The 18688-nt window shown below is 43.5% G+C and carries 25 protein-coding genes; 3 read left to right on the top strand and 22 right to left on the bottom strand.

Features of this window, described 5'->3' with window-relative positions; genetic code table 11:
• Positions 1–98: 98 nt before the first annotated feature.
• Together ABHV44_RS04990 and ABHV44_RS04985 are read right to left on the bottom strand one after the other, a co-directional pair.
• Positions 99–1025 (bottom strand): oxidoreductase, encoded by a 927-nt coding sequence (locus tag ABHV44_RS04990; protein ID WP_459073557.1) that lies wholly within the window; start codon positions 1023–1025, stop codon positions 99–101.
• A 53-nt stretch (positions 1026–1078) separates the two neighbouring features.
• The gene (locus ABHV44_RS04985) at positions 1079–1762 is read right to left on the bottom strand and encodes an aspartate/glutamate racemase family protein (RefSeq protein WP_459073556.1); all 684 of its coding nucleotides are present in this window, start codon (positions 1760–1762) and stop codon (positions 1079–1081) included.
• Positions 1763–1894: 132 nt separating this feature from the next.
• Between ABHV44_RS04985 and ABHV44_RS04980 the strand changes: the two genes are divergently transcribed.
• Positions 1895–2368, top strand: a complete 474-nt coding sequence (locus ABHV44_RS04980; RefSeq protein ID WP_459073555.1) for a hemerythrin domain-containing protein — start codon at positions 1895–1897, stop codon at positions 2366–2368.
• A 259-nt stretch (positions 2369–2627) separates the two neighbouring features.
• Entirely contained in the window at positions 2628–3197 is a 570-nt protein-coding gene (azu, locus tag ABHV44_RS04975) for an azurin (RefSeq protein ID WP_459073554.1), read from the top strand.
• A 105-nt stretch (positions 3198–3302) separates the two neighbouring features.
• Here the strand turns inward: azu and ABHV44_RS04970 are convergent, their stop codons facing one another.
• Positions 3303–4058 (bottom strand): SDR family NAD(P)-dependent oxidoreductase, encoded by a 756-nt coding sequence (locus ABHV44_RS04970; protein ID WP_459073553.1) that lies wholly within the window; start codon positions 4056–4058, stop codon positions 3303–3305.
• Between the two features lie 125 nt (positions 4059–4183).
• On the opposite strand from ABHV44_RS04970, the gene ABHV44_RS04965 reads away from it, so the two are divergent.
• Positions 4184–5302 (top strand): MBL fold metallo-hydrolase, encoded by a 1119-nt coding sequence (locus ABHV44_RS04965; protein ID WP_459073552.1) that lies wholly within the window; start codon positions 4184–4186, stop codon positions 5300–5302.
• Positions 5303–5732: 430 nt separating this feature from the next.
• Here ABHV44_RS04965 and ABHV44_RS04960 read toward each other — a convergent pair whose 3' ends face one another.
• The 19 genes from ABHV44_RS04960 to ABHV44_RS04870 all read right to left on the bottom strand — a co-directional run bounded on the left by ABHV44_RS04960 (position 5733) and on the right by ABHV44_RS04870 (position 18661).
• The gene (locus ABHV44_RS04960; protein ID WP_459073551.1) at positions 5733–5858 is read right to left on the bottom strand and encodes a hypothetical protein; all 126 of its coding nucleotides are present in this window, start codon (positions 5856–5858) and stop codon (positions 5733–5735) included.
• A gap of 62 nt (positions 5859–5920) precedes the next feature.
• Positions 5921–6211, bottom strand: a complete 291-nt coding sequence (locus tag ABHV44_RS04955; protein ID WP_459073550.1) for a hypothetical protein — start codon at positions 6209–6211, stop codon at positions 5921–5923.
• On the bottom strand, positions 6212–6439 hold the full coding sequence (locus ABHV44_RS04950; RefSeq protein ID WP_459073549.1) for a hypothetical protein: 228 nt from the start codon (positions 6437–6439) through the stop codon (positions 6212–6214). It lies immediately after the preceding gene.
• Positions 6440–6635: 196 nt separating this feature from the next.
• On the bottom strand, positions 6636–7301 hold the full coding sequence (locus ABHV44_RS04945) for a PoNe immunity protein domain-containing protein (RefSeq protein WP_459073548.1): 666 nt from the start codon (positions 7299–7301) through the stop codon (positions 6636–6638).
• Positions 7298–7480, bottom strand: coding sequence for a hypothetical protein (locus ABHV44_RS04940; RefSeq protein WP_459073547.1), 183 nt, complete (start codon positions 7478–7480; stop codon positions 7298–7300). The genes ABHV44_RS04945 and ABHV44_RS04940 overlap by 4 nt, the downstream gene beginning before the upstream one ends.
• A 98-nt stretch (positions 7481–7578) precedes the next feature.
• Entirely contained in the window at positions 7579–7737 is a 159-nt protein-coding gene (locus tag ABHV44_RS04935) for an SMI1/KNR4 family protein (RefSeq protein WP_459073578.1), read from the bottom strand.
• Between the two features lie 57 nt (positions 7738–7794).
• On the bottom strand, positions 7795–8061 hold the full coding sequence (locus tag ABHV44_RS04930) for a hypothetical protein (protein WP_459073546.1): 267 nt from the start codon (positions 8059–8061) through the stop codon (positions 7795–7797).
• A 599-nt stretch (positions 8062–8660) separates the two neighbouring features.
• On the bottom strand, positions 8661–9302 hold the full coding sequence (locus tag ABHV44_RS04925; RefSeq protein ID WP_459073545.1) for a DUF6266 family protein: 642 nt from the start codon (positions 9300–9302) through the stop codon (positions 8661–8663).
• Between the two features lie 501 nt (positions 9303–9803).
• Entirely contained in the window at positions 9804–10706 is a 903-nt protein-coding gene (locus ABHV44_RS04920; protein WP_459073544.1) for a hypothetical protein, read from the bottom strand.
• A gap of 1457 nt (positions 10707–12163) precedes the next feature.
• The gene (locus tag ABHV44_RS04915; RefSeq protein ID WP_151166731.1) at positions 12164–12373 is read right to left on the bottom strand and encodes a GDCCVxC domain-containing (seleno)protein; all 210 of its coding nucleotides are present in this window, start codon (positions 12371–12373) and stop codon (positions 12164–12166) included.
• Positions 12374–12393: 20 nt separating this feature from the next.
• Positions 12394–13740, bottom strand: coding sequence for a dihydrolipoyl dehydrogenase family protein (locus ABHV44_RS04910; protein WP_459073543.1), 1347 nt, complete (start codon positions 13738–13740; stop codon positions 12394–12396).
• A 3-nt stretch (positions 13741–13743) separates the two neighbouring features.
• The gene (merTP, locus tag ABHV44_RS04905; RefSeq protein WP_459073542.1) at positions 13744–14358 is read right to left on the bottom strand and encodes a mercuric transport protein MerTP; all 615 of its coding nucleotides are present in this window, start codon (positions 14356–14358) and stop codon (positions 13744–13746) included.
• Positions 14355–14741 carry an ArsR/SmtB family transcription factor gene (locus tag ABHV44_RS04900; RefSeq protein ID WP_459073541.1) on the bottom strand — a complete coding sequence of 129 codons (387 nt, stop codon included), beginning with the start codon at positions 14739–14741 and terminating at the stop codon, positions 14355–14357. The genes merTP and ABHV44_RS04900 overlap by 4 nt, the downstream gene beginning before the upstream one ends.
• 131 nt (positions 14742–14872) lie before the next feature.
• Positions 14873–15208 (bottom strand): YnfA family protein, encoded by a 336-nt coding sequence (locus ABHV44_RS04895; RefSeq protein ID WP_459073540.1) that lies wholly within the window; start codon positions 15206–15208, stop codon positions 14873–14875.
• A complete protein-coding gene (locus ABHV44_RS04890; protein WP_210757723.1) occupies positions 15205–15570 on the bottom strand; it encodes a DUF3703 domain-containing protein in 366 nt (121 codons plus the stop codon). The genes ABHV44_RS04895 and ABHV44_RS04890 overlap by 4 nt, the downstream gene beginning before the upstream one ends.
• A gap of 32 nt (positions 15571–15602) precedes the next feature.
• Complete coding sequence (locus ABHV44_RS04885) at positions 15603–16226, bottom strand: cation diffusion facilitator family transporter (protein ID WP_210757724.1); 624 nt, start codon at positions 16224–16226, stop codon at positions 15603–15605.
• Between the two features lie 6 nt (positions 16227–16232).
• Complete coding sequence (locus ABHV44_RS04880; protein WP_210757725.1) at positions 16233–16586, bottom strand: SpoIIAA family protein; 354 nt, start codon at positions 16584–16586, stop codon at positions 16233–16235.
• Positions 16587–16593: 7 nt separating this feature from the next.
• Positions 16594–17388, bottom strand: a complete 795-nt coding sequence (locus tag ABHV44_RS04875; RefSeq protein ID WP_151166741.1) for a cation diffusion facilitator family transporter — start codon at positions 17386–17388, stop codon at positions 16594–16596.
• 1 nt (position 17389) lies between these two features.
• Entirely contained in the window at positions 17390–18661 is a 1272-nt protein-coding gene (locus ABHV44_RS04870) for an efflux RND transporter periplasmic adaptor subunit (protein WP_459073539.1), read from the bottom strand.
• Positions 18662–18688 lie beyond the last annotated feature (27 nt).

Raw genomic sequence — 18688 nt, 5'->3', positions numbered from 1 at the left:
TACCATTTTGATCTCGCAAAAGGTAAGATTTTCGATAGTTTTTGAAAGTCTTTGTTGTCAACAGATCTGTGGAAACTTTTTGATGTCAGCTTTCGGTCTCAGACTGACACTTTTTCAAACACTTCTGTTTCCGTGAGCTTTTCAGACAGCTCCCAAAGCTTCTCTGCTTTTTTCTCATCCTTAGAAGTTTCTGAGGAGTCTACCACCACCGGCTTTCCTTTTCTCCCGCCAGAACCATCGGGTCCCAGATATTCTCCTCCTGAAAGCGTAGGATCCAGAGCTGCACGGATTTGAGGAAGCGCTCCTTTATCTGCTTTTTGAGCAAAAAGTGGCATCACCAATGGCATGATTACGCGCATCCATTTGGGCATGTGGCGGGCCAGTTCCGTGTCGGAAACTCCTGGGTGAGCTGCCAGTGAAATCACCGAACTACCCTTGCGCTGAAGCCTGCGCTGAAATTCGTAAGCAAACATCAGGCATGCCAGTTTACTTTGCCCATAGGACTTTTGCTTGTCGTACTTTTTCTCAAAATTGTAATCGTCAAATTGAATGTCGCCCCACATGTGGGCCAGGCTGGCCAGAGAAATCACTCTGGCGTTTTCGGCATTTTCGAGGTTTTTCAGCAGCAGGCTTGTGAGCAAGAAATGACTGAGGTAGTTGGCCTGAAACTGCAGCTCGAAGCCGTCTTTGGTTTTGGTGAAAGGCGGCATCATCACTCCGGCATTGTTGATCAACAAATCAAGACTGTCGTATTTAGATGAGAAGTTTTTAGCAAACCCTCTCACTGATTCAAAGTCCGCCAGGTCGAGTTCCATAGGCTCCAGGAGTAACCCCTGATTTTCCAACAGAAGTTCGCGCTGTGCAGCTTTAGCCTTATCCATGTTTCGGCAAGCCATGATTACTTTGGCTCCTTTTTCTGCTAGTGCTTTTGTGGCTTCAAAACCAAGCCCTGTGTTGGCTCCTGTCACAACCGCGATTTTTCCTGTCTGTAGGGGAGCTTCTTTCCAATTCCAACTATTGCTCATAATGATTTTGTCTTTTAACTAGACAAGTCCTAAGAGCGCAGATTGTTTTCCCGTCAGTGACCTAAAATAAAATCCACAGCCATTTGAGCGTGCAGGTGCGTTGTTGAAAGGAGCGGAATCTCACTTTGCTGGTCTTTCAATAAAATCGGCAGCTCGGTGCAGCCCAGAACGATTCCATCTGCACCGCGGCTTTGCAGATTTTCAATTTCGCGTTTATAAAACTGGCGGGCCTCTTTGGTGAATTCGCCCTGTGTCAACTCTTTTGAAACGAAGTGGTGCGACCGATCTAGCGACTCACCCTGCGGAGTGATGAGGTCAATTTCAAACTCATTTTCGATAATGTTGTGGATGAAGTTGCCGGTCATTGTGGGCTTGTTGCCGAGGATGCCGAGCTTTTTGAGTCCCAGTTTTTGGGCCTCTTTGCCAGTGGCTCTGGCGATGTGCAAAAAGGGAATTGTGATCTGCGGTTGCACTTCTTTGTAAACCAGGTGCGGGGTGTTGGCACAAATCACAATGGCTTCAGCTCCGGCAGCTTCAAGTTTTTTAGCCACATCTGTGTAAGTCGAAACTATTCTGTCCTTGTCCTGAGATCGCATCACCTCAATGTTGATGCTGTGGATGATGAGTGGGGGATTTCCCTGCGTGCCGATTTCCCTGGCCACGCCTTCATTGATAAATCGATAGTACTCAATAGTAGCGTGCCAGGAGGTGCCACCGATCATTCCGAGAGTTTTCATGGGTCGAGGGATTGATTTCTACCAAAGGTCAACAATCAAAGGAATAGAAATGTAGTGAAAGTTACCTGATCCATGGAAAATTGTTTTGGTGATTTTTTAACTTAAGATCTACTTCACTGAAAATGTAGGGCTATGAAAAACAAACCCATAAAAAGATTTGAAGAACTGCAGCCGCTCAGCCGAGAGCACCACCACGGATTACTTCTCAGCTGGAAGATTAAACAGGGCGTTTCTAAAAGCATTGAATCTAAAAGAATAGCAGCCTACGTCAACTGGTTCTACGAGAAATTTCTTACCGACCATTTCCAGATGGAAGAGAGATGGGTTTTTCCGGTTTTGGGTGCTGCAGATCCTCTTGTCAAAAGGGCCCTCAAAGAGCATCGCCAGATTGAAAGAATGATGTCTGAAGATGAAATGGATTACAGCCATTTGCTGGAGTTTGCCGATTTACTCAACGATCACATTCGGTTCGAAGAGCGCAAGCTTTTCAATAAAGTTCAGGATGCCGCATCTCAGGACGAGCTTTCGGAAATCGAAAAAAGACACAACTCCGATGGAGTGAGCGACAACGGCTGGGAAGATCAATTTTGGATGAAAGGCGGCTGAGTTCAAAAGGCTTTTGGTCACTACCATTATTCATCCTTCTTCCAATTCTGACCAATGTCATGTTTTACCTTAATCTGGGTTAGTGTTTCCTTAAGAGTTGCCCTCTACTTTTGCGTTAAATTAAATCAGAAGGTCAGGTAACTGCGGAGACTTTTTTAGGTGTTCAAGAATCATCGAAAACTCAAAGAACATCACTAAGTCTTACTGGTTACCACACCAGAAGTTTAGAAACCAACTTTTTAAAGAAAAATAAATAGCAATGAAAAATTTGAAATTATTTCTTTTTGCCGCACTCAGCGCTACTTTCATTCTCGCATCATGTGGTGGGGGATCATCGGAATCTGACAAGGCAAAAAAAGAGGAAACAACAACTCAGCAGAAACCAGCAAAAACTGAAAAAGCCGAGCCGAAAAAAGAAGAGGAGCCAAAAGTTGAGGTTCCCGAGGGTCCAGCTATTGAGCTGACCATCGAAGGCAACGATGAAATGAAGTACAACAAACGCGAAATGTATGCGAGAGCTGGTCAGGAAGTGACCCTCACGTTGAAGCACGTTGGAAAACAGGACATCAAAGCAATGGGGCACAACTGGGTGCTAATGAAGCAGGGAGCTGATCTGGACAAGTTTGCTCTGGCAGCATCAGAAGCTCCAGACAATGGCTACATTCCGAAATCTATGGAGGGTCAAATTATTGCCCACACCAAAATGCTTGGTGGAGGACAGGAAGACACCATCACCTTTACTGCGCCCGAAGCAGGAACCTACTGGTACATCTGTAGTTTCCCAGGACACTACATGATGATGAGAGGTAAATTTATTGTGGTCGAATAAGACCAACCTTTGATTAGACTAGAAGCGCAGTGGGAATTTCAGTTAAGCTGAAAGCCCGCTGCGCTTTTTTTGTAGAGTTGAGGATTTTGTCAATGCTGTCGAAAATCAAAGCATCATCCCACCTGTAGCTTCAATCCGCTGTCCGTTGATCCAACGTGCGTCTTCGGTGCAGAGGAAGGCCACCACACCACCGATGTCTTCGGGCTCGCCAACACGACCCAAAGCTGTGTTGGCAGCCACTACTTCGCGTTTCTTTTCGTTGTCGCGGTTTTCGCCTCCGCCAAAATCTGTGGCGATGGCTCCGGGAGCTACCACGTTAGCGCGGATTTTTCGCGGAGCGAGTTCTTTTGCCAGGTAGCGCGTGAAAGAATCTATCGCAGCTTTCATCGGTCCGTAAGCCGAAGAACCGGGAAGTGAAAAACGTGCCAGACCGGAGGAGATGTTGATGATTCTGCCTTCGTCATTCATGAATTCCAGCGCTTTTTGTGTGAGGAAATAAACACCTTTGAAATTGGTGTTCATCAATTCGTCAAAATCTTCTTCGGTGGTTTCGCTGAAAGGCTTGTAAATCCCGATGCCGGCATTATTGACCAGGAAATCGATCTTTTCGCTACCGCGTTTTTCCTTCAAAGTGGAGCTCATGTTTTTGAGGAAGTGATCGAAGCTGCTCACATCACGCGTGTCGAGTTGAAAAACATGTGCTTCCTGACCGAGTTTTTTTATTTCCTGTGCAGTTTTGTTAGCACCTTCTTCATTGTTGTGATAAGTGATAACGAGGTCGATTCCTTTTTTGGCAATGTTGAGCGCCATGTCTTTCCCAAGACCACGGCTGCCCCCGGTTACAAGTGCTATTTTGTTCATGCTGTGGTTTAAATTTTTTCTGGTTCTTCAGGTGCCAAAGTTAACATTGTGACCGGACGATAGTTTAGACTCAATATTTGTGAATGAACTACCAGAGCCAATAATTAAAAACGATATTTAACGTCATGAAATCTCGCAAATGGAAACGTGCTCTTCTTCTGCTGTTGGATTTCGCAATTTTACTAGTTGTAGCTATGATCGGTATCCTAAATCAACCACAGTTTGGGCAGTTGCCAAAGGGCGAAAGGCTGGAGCGAATAAAAGCATCGCCAAATTATCGGGATGGAGAGTTTAAAAACCTGAGTGAGACACCTACGTTCACATCAGACAAAAGTGGTTTTATGACCATGCTCGATTTCGCCTTTTCCAAAAAGGAAAATCTCAATCCGGACGATTCCCTCGAGTTCGAAAAGTCGGACATCAAAAGTTTGAGCAGACAGGAAAACGTGCTGATTTGGTTTGGCCATTCTTCGTACTACATTCAACTGGACGGGAAAACGTTTTTAGTAGATCCGGTTTTTAGTGGTTATGCAGCGCCTTTTTCTTTTACCAACAAAGCGTTTAAAGGTACCGACCTCTACGTCACAGAAGACCTGCCCGAAATCGATTACCTGATCATTTCGCACGATCACTACGACCACCTCGACCACCAGACAATTCTGAAGCTTAACGGCAAAGTGAAACAAGTCATTTGTGGATTGGGCGTGGGGCAGCACTTCGAGTTCTGGGGCTACGACAACTCCATGATCACCGAGCTCGACTGGTACGATGACATCGACCTGGGTGACCAGATGAAACTGACAGCCACTCCGGCACGCCATTTTTCCGGTCGAGGACTGAAGAGAAATCAATCGCTGTGGGCTTCCTATGTTTTGCAATCGGATGCATTCAAAATGTTCATTGGAGGCGATGGCGGTCACGATCCATTTTTCAAGAAGCTGGGTGAAAAATACGGACCGTTTGATTTGGCCATTCTCGAGCAGGGGCAGTACAACAAAAGGTGGCAGAACATTCACCTTCATCCCACGGAGTTGTTCACTGCAGCAGGTGAGCTCTCAGCGAATCGGGTTTTTCCTGTGCACAACTCCAAGTTTGCGCTGGCTGCCCATCCCTGGAACGAACCGCTAAAAATGATCGCTGAACAAGAAGCCAGTCTCCCAGTGATGACCCCCAAAATCGGAGAAATGGTTTACCTAAAAGACAGCACTCAAACTTTTGAAGAGTGGTGGAGGAAGTGGGAGTGAAGGGAGATTCGCTGACAAGGTCAAGAAAATTAAATCTGCGGTGAGCAAATTGACGAGATGGTTTATGAGCTTTATGGATTGACGGAGGAGGAGATTGGGATTGTGGAGGAGTCAGCTTCCCCACTGGCGCGCGATTTAATCGCGTGACAATTTAACTAACCGAAACGAATAAGAGCGTATGAGTCAGAGTGTTACTTCCCGATACAATAAATGTAGATATTTGAAAATGAGGGGGTAGTTATTTTAGAGGGACAAAAAAGGAACGATTGACTGTTTGTTTGTCTACAACAATATTGGACAAATGGAGATATTTCCTGAAAAACATTTGACCTCTATACTCACAGTCAAGCCGTAAATTATTATATGATTTCTTCTTAGTTATTCACTTCTCGCTCTATAAAGGAAAACTGTGAGTTTACAACCTCAAGGTCTACCAATCCTCAAGCTTTGCTGTAACGATATAGTCCTCACCGAGTTTTTCTGAAAGTGCTTCAGCGAGCTTTTCGGCCTCACCTAGATCCTCATCCTGAATGAACTCATAAACTTCTTCTTCCAAGACATATTTAAAGTACTCTTCCTGAATATCAAATGATAGTTAACGTTACGTAACTTATAACTTTATTCATTTGATCTCTCAATATCTTCAATCCAGGAAGTGGCAGACATTGAATAAAGCACTTCTCCAGTGTAGGCATCGATATAAATTAGTACACCCTCTTCCGAAAGGCCAACTTGTACAGTATATTCTACGATGAATAGATCTGTACGCTCACCAGCTCGGTCACCATAAAGTATTTCATGATCTTCTCTAAGCCTAACTTCCTCCGGTTTGCTTAATTCAAGAAAGGATCTTTGCTTCTTTCTTAAGTACTCTAGAGCTATGCTGTGTATTTTTTCTTTTGATATCATTTATTTGGCATTTAGGATTTTTTCAATTTTAATTTTCGGTCTGACGGTTGGAATCTCTTCCAAAGATAATTCAACAGGTTCAAGGCCAAATTTTTCACGGACTCCCTCATTAATATACTCCAGGGCATGTTTAAGTTCAGCCCTAGTGAAGTTCTGTTTTGACTCAATCACTTTATTAAAAACGTACATTTCTTTGGTTAATTCCCCCCCGCTAGCGCGCGATTTCATCGCGTGAAAATTTAACTAACTGAAACGAATAAGACATTATGAGTCAGTGTCTTATTTCCCGATACAATAAGTGTATGCTACTGGAATACAGTGTTGAAAGGGTTTTCCGGGACAATATGAGGACAGTATGTTATGGTTTCCTGACTTAAGGAGAATGAAAGAGGCGCCATATTGCACCTCTTTAAACAGTATCTACCTACATCTCCACCATATCCACTGGAAAATATTTGTGGTTGCGAATTAAATCGTACGGAATATTGAATTTCTTCACGGCAGCTGCGGCTTCAATACACCAATACCCGATATAGGCCAATCCTTCAGGATCCGTGTGTTCACCGTGCCAATATTCACCTTCATTACTTCTATACCAGGAATTTAAGTAGTTCATTATGAATTGAGGATTTTTTGTCTCCATTCCCTGGATCAGATCATTATTCTCAGGTATAATTGCCCGCATTTGAGAAGTTTCATTTGGATCTAGTGAAGTTAAAAGCCTTAATGCATCATCGTATTCTCGTCTTTCTATGGCTTTTTCCTTTATCTTTAAAAGTTCTTCTAATGGAGCTTGGAAAAGCACACCTAAAGCAATACTTTGAAGAAGTGTATTATAATTTATTAAATCCGGGCTCATATTCAAAAAAGCCTTGAAATATCTTGGCCAACTAAAAGAGAACTGAAACATTCCCATAGAATACTCTAAAATAAACTGATCATAATACCACTTTCTTAAATAATAGTACCTATTTGGGTTTCTCTTCTCATTCTCGTCTTGAGAAACCATTTCCTCATAACCATTTATGAATTTCACTTTCTTCTTCAGTGCTTTCAGAAAATAATCGTAATTCAAATTAGTATCTCTCATAAGTTTAGATTAGTATTTACAATTTTTGCTTCATCATTTAATTGCTGGTAAAGTATTTTTCCGTCCTTATTAACTTTTGCCAAAATTGGAGTAATTTCATTATTGGAAATTTCATCAAGTAGCATAAAGTCGTCACCAATTAGTTTTTCTAATCTTGATTTTATCCATCCCTTATCCATTTGCTTTCCAAATTTATAAGAAGAAAGCCCCCGCTAGCGCGCGATTTCATCGCGTGCTAAATCATTGCCAGAGTAGAAGAGAAATCTGACACAAAACTTCAAAAGGACTCTTCCAAAGAGTTTCCAGCTAAACTTTTTCTAAGCTCACCTACATCCATTTCCCAATAATAGACTTTGCCATAGTCTTCTTCTCTGGTCGAGATTGTGAAATTGTTTCCGAACGAGTCGTCTCCGAATGGTATCTCTTCCCTGGGAATGTTTTGGTTGGTTAATCTTAGGAGTTACCTAAGAAGAATCTGTTAGTTCATAAGTGTTTAGATATATTTCATCATTTTCTTTATATAAAATTTGATTTCATGAGTAAGCTCTTCATTGAAATTGAATTCCTGTAAATACCTATTTAATCTAAATGGAACCTCGCTCACAAAGTCCAGGTTGCTCGACTCAGAAGGGTCAATGTAATCTTCTAATTCGTATTCAACGTAATCAAGATAGTCTTTCACTAGTGGCTCCTCATCTCGACTGGAAAGATGTTTGATCAAATCTTTGTGCAACCTCCTTATCTCTATAACATCTACCATGGCTTATCTATTTTTTGAATTTTATCATCGGGTATTGGCTTTCTCATTTTATATGGTATAAATAATTGTTTCCCATCCCAGCCAGCGCGCGATTTCATCGCGTGACAATTTAACTAACCGAAACGAATAAGAGCATATGAGTCAGAGTCTTACTTCCCGATACAAAAAGTAACGAGTTTTCTGAACCTGTTGTTATATAAGCCGTTCAGAGCGAATTTCCTGAAACGGGCAACAATTGGGCAACAAAAAAAGGGATGCCTTCAGAAAACACACGGTAAAGAAAGGAAATTAGTGGGAAATGGCGCGGAGGTAGGGGGAGTTGCACCCCCTGGCTCATTCGTATTCCGCTCAAAGGTCTTTTGTAACATTCTCTGGTTTCCGCACGAAGAGCCCCGCTGTAAGAATGCAAGTCAGAATTAAATTGTCCATAAGCAATTGATTTATTTTTTGAATCCAGTATGAAAGCTGGAAACCTTCAATTGCCACAATTGACCTGAGAGCACGAAATATTTTAAAAGAGCTTCTACCTTCAATAATAGGCAAAAAAAGAACCGCTTCCAAGTGGAAGCGGTTCCCGACATCTGCAACATCAACCAGTATTAAGCAACAGTTACTGATCCTAAATAAGCGCTGTTGGAGACCTTAGTGCCATCTTCAGAGATGAAGCCTAAGAACACTTCGACATCATCACCGGTGAAGTTAGAAGGCACGGTAAGGGTTTCTGCGGTGGCTGATCGGGCAGCTCCTGCAGTGGTGTACACTGCTTCTCCCTTGGTTTGGTTCAGGATCACGATAAGTGCCTTATCGGTTGCCTGAGCGCCTCCAGAGCCTGAGTTGTCATCCCAGGACACATCTACCTCTGCGGCATTGGTGGAAGCAGCTCCACCGTTTTCACCTCCGGCAAGGTTTCCTCGACTCACCAGCGCATTCGGGTAGTCGATGGAGTAGTTCGGGTAAGTTCCGGTGATTGCGTTTTTCAAGTTGTATGACATTGCGCTGTTAAACTGGGTCATACCACTGGCATACTTCTTAAAGCCAGTCTTGAGGAACTCAGTAATTGGCTGTAAGAATCGCAATACGGTCACGAACTTGGTTCGCTGATCGACCTGATCGGGGGTTTTAGGGTTTGCTACACTTGAGGGCTTGATACGTAAGTAGTCAATGCCCTTCCAGGTACCACCGATAACGTTTCCTACCTGTCCGGACACACCTCCCAAGATTCCTTGATTAATTTTTCCCATGGCTTTTAAATTTTTATGGGGTTAAACAAATTTTTCGGACTTGACACGGACTTGGTACGGCCTTGTCCTTACTACAAATATGACGTGAAATTGCGGTAAAGAGTGCTGGTTGAGAGTGGGTTGCGCCCGTCTGCCGAACCTTGCTTTATTTGGCATTCAAGAGCAAACGGAGAACAACTATAAAAGACCCTCTTTTTGCATTTCTGCAAAGTTTGCGGAAGCTTCAAAGGTGGCTACAGAGATCAGGCCGCGGCACATCACCGCATCAACCCCATCAATATTTTTTTAAGAGAAAAGAAAACCGAAAAAAGAAAAGAGAAGCCATGTCATCAGGCGGGCGGGGCTGGACTGACAAGGTTTTTGGATTAAAAATACTACCCGCAGGGTGGAGATTTTTCATCCAAAACCCGCAGGGCTTGACCTTGGCAGACCAAAGCGAGGGGCTGTGCGGAGCCCGACTACTTTTGCTTGCCTCTTTTTGTTTTTTCTCCTTCAAGAAAATTATTCATTCTCAATATCAAAGAATGTTGGGCAAGTAAGAATGGAGGATCGAGTTGTTATTTCAACTACCTCAAATGTTTGTTGGCCAAGGATAACCTTGAAACGTGATTTTGAAGGGTTGAAGTTGAAAGAGTCGCAGATTAAATCAAAGTGGTTGGTGAACTGCTCTTTTATTTTCCAGTGCCAACGTAGAATCTGACCGACATGCTTCATCACCATCATACTATGGCCTGATGTAGATCTTCCCACTCCTGAACTCCAGTATACAGTGTCTTTAACTTTAGTCATTCCTAGAGTGTAACCTTTATCCCAAAGAGTTTGACGTTCTTCCGCGTTGACCTTAGGATTCACATCAGAAATGTGATCAAGTCTAAGATGAGCTATTGTATCGGGAAAATGGTCGTGAAGTATTTCAATCCATTTGGCGTCAGCAAAAACACCTGGACGATGGCGGTCAATGCCTAAAAAGATGGCCATATTGTCATCGATGTACACAAAAAGCAACTGATCCCCGGGTTTTACAAAGTAAGATTTGGCTTTTCGGGTGTTGGATAAATGTAGGTGATGAATCTTCCATTCATACACCAGGTGATCGTGAAATTTCGATTGTAGAAGCTTTTTGCTTTGATGGTAATTTATGTCAGCACCTGCTTTTAGTCTTTTTGTAATCGACTGGATGATCCCTTTTTGATGGGAAGGAAGTGTTTGAAGGTATTCATGAAAGCCTGGACTATAAAGCACTTCACGAGGTACTGACCGGATGAGCTTTTCGTTTATAGTCAGGAAATCCGTGAGCAAGGATGATAAATCATTTTTCTTTGGAGGACGAAGATTCCATCTGGCAAATCGCTCCTTAATTATTTGGACAATGTCAGCTTCAAAAGCTATGGAATCAACAGGCATATCTAATTGAAATAAGCAAAATGCAAGGTTTGCAAACTTTGCAATCGTTGCAAAATAGGGAAGATTATCCTCCTATTGATTTAGAGATCATTAAGCTTTCCAAAAAAAGAGCCCCCTAAAACGGAAGCTCTGACAACGAGACCTCTAGCCAGAGGAAACGGAAAACATAATCTACAACACCTGACCGGACAACACCACAAAAGAAGGGATGACCAGAGGTGCGGAAACCAACGAACAGCCAGCGACTGCCTAGACGAACTTTGAAGATTGACTTGAACATAATGATAGAATTTGATTAAACATTATGCCTCTACTCACAGGAGGAGTGATTGCAGCCAGGGCTGGGAGAAAAAATACTACCCGTAAGGGCTGGAGATTTTTTTATTCCCAGGCGAAGCGAACCCTTGATGCACTCATCTCCGCACTGTGTAACTTTGCTTAATGTTTTTAAATCAAATTGTAACTGAATTTCAATCAGGAGTCTATACTTTAAAACCGACTGAGAACAAGTGCAGTACTTAGAAGGAAGGGGATTGTCTTTTAAAGTAAGGAGTATTAATTTCAACGGATAGGCTTCTTAAAACCTTTGGAGTATAGATCTTCTAACAAATCTTTAGTGATTCTATAAGATGCTTAGTCTGGGGGGAAACGCAGGAAAAAGCGCCTGCGGCCAAACGGCTGGCTGGCGGCTGCAATGAGTGAGGAACGAACGGATTGCGGACCGCCAGACAAGCTTTAGCGAGCCGACCTGCGAGTGGAGCAAGGGTGGAGAACAGTTAAAGCCTGAGGTACGAAGGCGGCTGGGCGACATATGTGGACTGACGAAAATGGAGGCGATTGGAGGGCGGAGCTTTAGCGGAGACCGTAATGAGCCGAGGCTTGAGGAAGGACTTACACAAGGGCTGGCGTGTTTTTTTGTTGCATTTCAGGGCAACCTTTGAAAATCAATCTATTCGCCCTGAATACAAAAAACATGACAGCCCGCAGCCCGCAGCGACCCGCAGGCGAGCAAAATTATGGGCAGCCGGTGGACTGCTGACCGGCTGAATGGAATGAAGTGAGGGCTCGCAACGAAATGTAAAGAAGCGGGACAGCAGGACAGAGTAGGCTGCCGTGAGGATGACGACTGAGCTGCAAGTAGCATGACAGGCTGCCTGAAAGGCACCCGTAGGGCGTGATACTGCCTGGAACACCTTATAAAATTAACGCTTAGTGGAAGGCTGTAGAAACGGCCTGGCATGATACTTTGCCGAAGGAGGAAGACGAACACCGCTTTTCCTGCGTTTTGTGCGGCTGGTTAAGCAAGTGTGGCAACTGAACGGAATGGAGCTTTAGCGGAATGAAGAGAAGGTGCTACTCTTGCTGCGCGGTGACGGAAGCTGGTGACTGCAAGAAGGGAGGAACGACCGACTGGAAGGAACCTGCTGGAGGCATATTGCTTTATTAAATGTGTACTTTCAATTGCAACAAGATTTGTCCTGCTGAATCGGTGGACAATTTACCGTACCATAACTGCAATAGACGCAGCAGTCACCTTTTTTGGGTTTTAATACTTTGGAGCAGTTCTCGCATTCATAGAAGTATTGACAGGCATCCGTAGGCATGGTTTCTTCTTTCTGAAAACCGCATTTTGGACAAGTAATGATTGACGTTGATATAATTTTCATATTCACTCTTTTCGTAATTCTTAAACCATGTATGAGAGATCTGAACCGAAGGTTGGATAGGCATAGATCATCTTTTTTAAATCCTTTGATTTCAATCCGGCTGTAATGGCTATCGCAAAAAGATTAATGGTTTCGGCTGCCTCTGGGCCAATCAGATGTGCTCCCAGCAACTGACCACTATTTTTATCAGTGATGGTTTTAAAAGCGTACTGATTTTCATTTAGCCGTTTTGCATTGAACCAGGAACTGGCTTCCTGGTAATTTACAGACACATCGATATTCTTTGCCTTAGCAGTCTGCTCCGTTAGACCCACAGCAGCAATGGAAGGAAGGGTGAAAACCACCGAGGGAATTGCACCATAATTAACAGATTTTTTATTTCCATTAATGATATTAGAGGCTACAACGTGACCTTCCATGACCGCAACCGGAGTCAGTGGCAAACCATCAGTATCAGCTGTATCGCCAGCCGCATAAACGTGCGGATTTGAAACACTTTGCAGGTGCCGGTTTACTTCAACACCATTATTGCCATGGGAAACTCCGGCTTTATCCAGGGCTAAATCTGCAATGGCCGGCACTCGACCGGAGGAATTAAAAACAGCTTCGGCCTGAAAATGCACCTCCTTTTCATCTTGTCGGCCTTTAACGATTAGTGTGTTTTCTTCTTTGTGAATTTCTAATGCTTCAGTTTTCAGATGGATTTTAACGCCTAATTTTTCTGTAGCCGACTGTAGATGTTTCACGATGTCTGGGTCAAAATTCTCCAGGGAGTGAGTTCCACGGTGAATAATGGTAACCTCTGCGCCTGCCCGGGCCGCAATGTGGGCAAACTCAAAGGCAATATAACCGCCTCCTATGAATAAGATGGAGTCAGGCAATACATCAAGATTCAGAAAGTCTGTACTCGTCAATGCATAATTTGCCCCCAGTATTCCCAGCGGACGTGGTTGAGCACCGGTAGCTATGAGGATCTTTCCAGCCTCTATCTGCTCATTTCCTAATTGAAGTTTGTTCTTTCCAATAAATTCAGCTTTTTCATGAAAAGACTTTACCCCATTTTTACGGAAGCCTTTTTCTACTTTAGCAGGCATTGGTTCCGTAAAGGTGTTTTTAAAGCGCATCAAGTCGCTCCAGTTTATTTCCGGCTTTCCGGTAATTCCTTTTCCCTGGAGATTCTCTGCCATATTTGTTGCTTCAGTGGCACTGATTAATACCTTCTTTGGATCGCAACCCCTCAGCGCACACGTGCCTCCGTAAGGTAATTCATCGGTAATGCCTACCGATAAACCAGAAGCAGCACATTTATTTGCGACAGTGATACCTGCCATTCCAGCGCCAATTATAAATACATCAAAATGCTGCATGGGTTATTGATTTTTTATGTCGGTCACTTTATAACCTGTGCTATTGATTGCTTTTTCAATTTCACCGACTGAAGTTTTAGAGGAATCAAACTGTACGATGGCATTTTCATTTTCATAAGAAGCTTTCACGCCCACGATACCATCCAATTTATTCACTTCATGGCTGACATGTTCTTCGCACCCTGTGCAGGTCATGCCACTTACAGAAAAGGTTGCTGTTTGAACGTTTTGCCGATCAACAACAATCACTTGTCGATCCTGCTTGGGATAAAAAACATCTGCGTAGAGCGGAAATGCCAGCATCAATCCAGCAAAAACGGTGACTATGCCCAGGAATTTTTTGGATTGCCAGAAAGACGGCTTTTCATCATCCTCACAAGCACAATCAATTTCTTCTTTAGAACGTGGCTTTAATTTTTGATACCAGGCAAAGCCCAAAACAAGTATGGTAATGCCTATCAGGTAGGGCCGTGCAGGATCAAGCCATGAGAAAGTTGAGGCTGCACCGCTGGCGCCTGCGATCAGAGCCAACACCGGTGTTATACAACATAGTGATGCTGCAATCGCAGCAACTATCCCTGTTCCTAAAAGTCCTTTGGATGATTTACTTTCACTCATTGTGTAGCTTCTTTTATGGATGGAACCCGAAGATTTTCCAGCATTGGTTTCAAATCTTTTAATGCTTCATTTTCCAGCGAATAGAAGATGGTCTTGCCTTCTTTTCTTGAAATAATAATCCGTCCGTCTCGCATTTTCCGCAGGTGCTGCGAAACAGCCGGAACGCTCATTTGTAGGATGTCGGCTAAGTCGCAGGGACAAAGTTCTCGTTCTAAAAAGAGGAGGTAAAGCATCTTCAGGCGCACTTCATTTCCTGCCAAAGCAAGCACAGAGGCTAACTGATTTACCTGAGGCTGGAGATTTTCCAATTCGGACCTTCCTCTTACAATTTGCGCCTGGTCTGCCTCGGCACGTATGCAATTTATGGGATCTGCTTTTGACATTCTGCTTCACTTTGACCACAAAGGTACATTACTGTTGTCATTTAAGCAAATGATTAAATGTAATAGAAAATATTTTTCGCCAAAAGCTTAATTGCGCTCTTGTACATTACACGGAATGAGATAAGGATGTACTACGTTGATCTTGGAGCATACATAATAATCAGTACACCAAGCAATGCAACAGTGCCACCGATAAGGTCATACTTATCCGGCACAACTCCATCCACCTTCCAGCCCCAGATAATAGCCATCACAATGAAAATGCCGCCATAGGCTGCATACACCCGGCCAAAATTTGCCGGTTGAAAGGTGGCCACCACTCCATAGCCTATTAAAATAAGACCACCCAAAACGCCAATCCACCAGGGCCTACCTTCCCTTAAGCTGAGCCAAACCATATAACCGCCTCCGATTTCGAATAAGCCGGCTAATACAAACAGAACCATTGATTTAAGGATAGTAATCATTTCACACTGTTAATTAATTGTTGAATATCCGGAGGTATTTCCATTGATTTTAGAGGTGGAACCTTGGCTCCTCCTGTATTACCTACAGGAATTTTCCCAACAAAAGACTTTACCCCACCTACCAGTAACCGTGGTATTTGACCGATCACCTCTTTGGCACTTTTAATTCTGATACCAAAGAGAAGCATCTTCCAATGCAAATAGCTGTGTTCCCAGGGGCAAGACTGGCCGATTATATGTGCCCTTTCAAGATGTCTCCAGGCAATTCTAAATTGATCCTTTTCCAGAGCTGCCCGATATACTCTAAGCTCCTGCTCGAAGTATGGCTGCAACCTGGAAGGCTTAATAGTGTTGAATTTCATATTGTTTGCTTTAGCTACATCATAGAACAAACCTAAACATCAATCTTTCTTCCGTTCTGAAAAGCTTCCCAACCCTCTTTAAGAGCATAGGGCACGATCAGAAATGCTGCAACAGGATCGGCCCACCACCAATCCAGATAACGAACAGCAAGCAGACCCCCTAAGACTGCAATGGTCTGATAAAGGCATACAAAGGTATCCTTGGAATCTGCAATTAGCTCCTTGCTGTCCAGCTTTTTGCCATAGCGGTATTTGTACCAAATCAGGATCGGATTTACCACGAGAGAAATCACGAGTATTACAATTCCGGCTGTACTCCAGGAAGGAGGGTTTTGAGCTATCAGCTTTGAAATAGAATCATAGGTAATAAAGGCGCTTACCAGTAAAAATGAAATGGCGATAACATAGAGAGTGGCTCTTTCCCTTTTTCGAACGCGCTTTTCACTGATGCCTTTCACTTCACCATTAAGCCGCCACCACAAGGTACTTGCCGACACTACTTCAATTATGCTATCGAGGCCCCAACCGATCAAAGCTGCACTGCCGGAAGAGAAACCTGCAATGAGAGATACAACTACTTCAATGGTGTCGTAAATGACATTGTAAACCTGTACTTTACGGGCCTTTCTAAGATATTTTCCTCTTTCCTTTTCCATAAGAAGTTACTTGCTATTAATCCACTCCCTCGCCTCCTCAGCTTCTTCCTCATCAAAATACCGGATGTCTGCATCGGTAAAAGGTTTCATGATATCTGTCATGAGTTCGTGCCACTTCTTTTGGCCAACAATGGCTACTTTTTTAAGATGCTCCTTATTTTTAAGATCAAACTTCGCATCGCGCCAAAGAGCGCTTGCTGACCAGCCTTCAAAATCCTGCATCTCAAAGTACCAGCTAATTTGTTCGTGCTGCTCAATTTTCTGCCACAGTAGTGGTAACATTTTATCGTAATCGGTATCATCAAGTTTGCCTGTAGCAACCATGTAAATTTTGTCTATATTTTCTTCTATCTGTATCATGTCGTTACTATTTAGAAAGTTTCAAAATGCGAATAGCTCCCCGCATCACAAAGGCGAACACGATTCCACCAATTAACAGGTCCGGCCATTTGCTGTTTAGAAAATAAACCATAACACCGGCCAGGATCACTCCGCCATTAACAATAATGTCGTTGGAAGTAAATATGGCACTGGCCTGCATGTGAGCTTCATCGCTCTTAGCTTTATTGATCAGCCAAAGCGAAACCAGATTGCCTATGAGTGCCAGTACTGATATGATGATCATCCACTGAAACAGGGGCGTTCCGCTTTCGCTGAAAAACCTGCGCAATACTTCTGAAAAGCCTAATAGTGCCAGTCCCATCTGAAAATAGCCACTGATTTTAGCTACTTTTTTCTTACGAGACATGGCAGCACCTACAGCAAATAGGCTCAGACCGTAAACGATGGAATCTGCCAGCATATCCAGAGAATCGGCTATTAAGCCCATAGAACTGGAAATCCATCCGGTAGTCATTTCTATTACAAATAAGCTGAAATTGATAGCCAGCACCCACCAAAGTATTTTTCGCTGTTGGGAGTCGTCAGTAGCCAACGGCAACTCAGCTTCATCTTCCGTACTTTCCAAGTGGTCACTGAGCTTAAGTTCACTAATGGCCTGATGGATCTTATCCACTTCGTTTGTGTGATATACTTCCAGTTTGCGATTGGGGATATCAAATGAAAGCTGCTTTACTTCATTATAAGGTTCCAGCTTCATACGGATCATCTGTTCTTCTGAGGGACAGTCCATTTTTGAAATTATGAAAGTGGATTTTTTCATTTTAATGACTATGCGATGTCTGACTTTTCTTCATCTCTGAGATAAGGTAGTAGGCATTGTTCCAGGCTACTTTAGTTCCTTTGGGAAGTGGTTCCAGCAGGTTTATTTCCACCCAACCTTCATCAATAACACCAGTTCGTATTTCCACGGGTTTAAATGCCCACTCCGTCTCACCATCCTCATTGTGCTGTTCAGCTATGAAGATATAGGGTTTACCTTCTTCCTCGATAATGGCACTTTCCGGCAGGGCGTTTACAGCTTTATTCTCCGTGTGGATTTTTCCGTTGATGTACATCCCTGGTATCAGGAATTCCTTCTTTTGCTCAATTTCTGCGTGGATGTGAACCGCTTTGGGGTTTTGTTCAAATTGTTTCCCTACCGAATAAATTTCGGCTGTAAGGCGTGAACCGGGCACGGACTCCACAGTAAAAGAAACTTTCTGCCCTTCTTTCACTTTGTATACATCTTTTTCGAATACCATTAAATCTGCGTGGATGTGCTGGGTATTGACAATTTTGAACATTCCCGTTTGCGGCTGAATGTACTGACCTAACTGGATCAACACTTTTTCAATGTAGCCATCTATGGGGCTTACCACCGGCACCTGCTCATATACATCACCATTCCTGATTTTCTCTACCTTCAGGTTCAACTGGCGCAGTTGGGCTTCGTAGCCCTTTACTTCTCCTTTCATGGATTGATAGTCAGACTTGGTCTCCTGAAAGGTTTTGCCGGAACCTACTTCTTCTTCGTACAGCTTCTTTTGCCGGTTGTATTCCTGCTCAAGGTATTCACTGCGGTTGTAGGCCGTGATGTACTTGGTTTGAATCTCGGTTAGATCAGGGTGAGACAGGTATGCCAGCACCTGGCCTTTACTGACCTTATCCCCTTCTATCACTTTGATGGAAGTGATATTGCCTCCAACTATCGCTGTAACGGTGGCCTCGTGTTGTGGTGGCACTTCCAACTGGCCATTGGCTTCTACCACGCCCGATATGGGGCGAGTGGGCATAGTGTCCACTTTCATCCCCAGGCTCTTAAATTTTAAGTTGGACAAATGAACTTCGCCCATGCCTTCTTCCCCGTGGCCTTCGTGCCCGCCTTCTTCATCGCCATGCCCCTCATGGCCGTCTTCTTCACCGTGGCCTTCGTGCGATTCGTGCTGCTCACCTTCCTCGTGATTATGCCCATCGCCATCGGTTTCGTTGCCACAGGCCGAAACAAAACCTGCTATAAATAGCAGTGCAAATAATTTTATGATCTGATTTTTCATGTCGTTTATTTTTATCCGTTACCGGTT

The sequence above is a fragment of the Halocola ammonii genome (genome assembly GCF_049334165.1).
GTDB lineage: Bacteria > Bacteroidota > Bacteroidia > Flavobacteriales_D > Sanyastnellaceae > JBEGHD01.
This window is presented reverse-complemented; position numbering and strand designations above follow the sequence as displayed.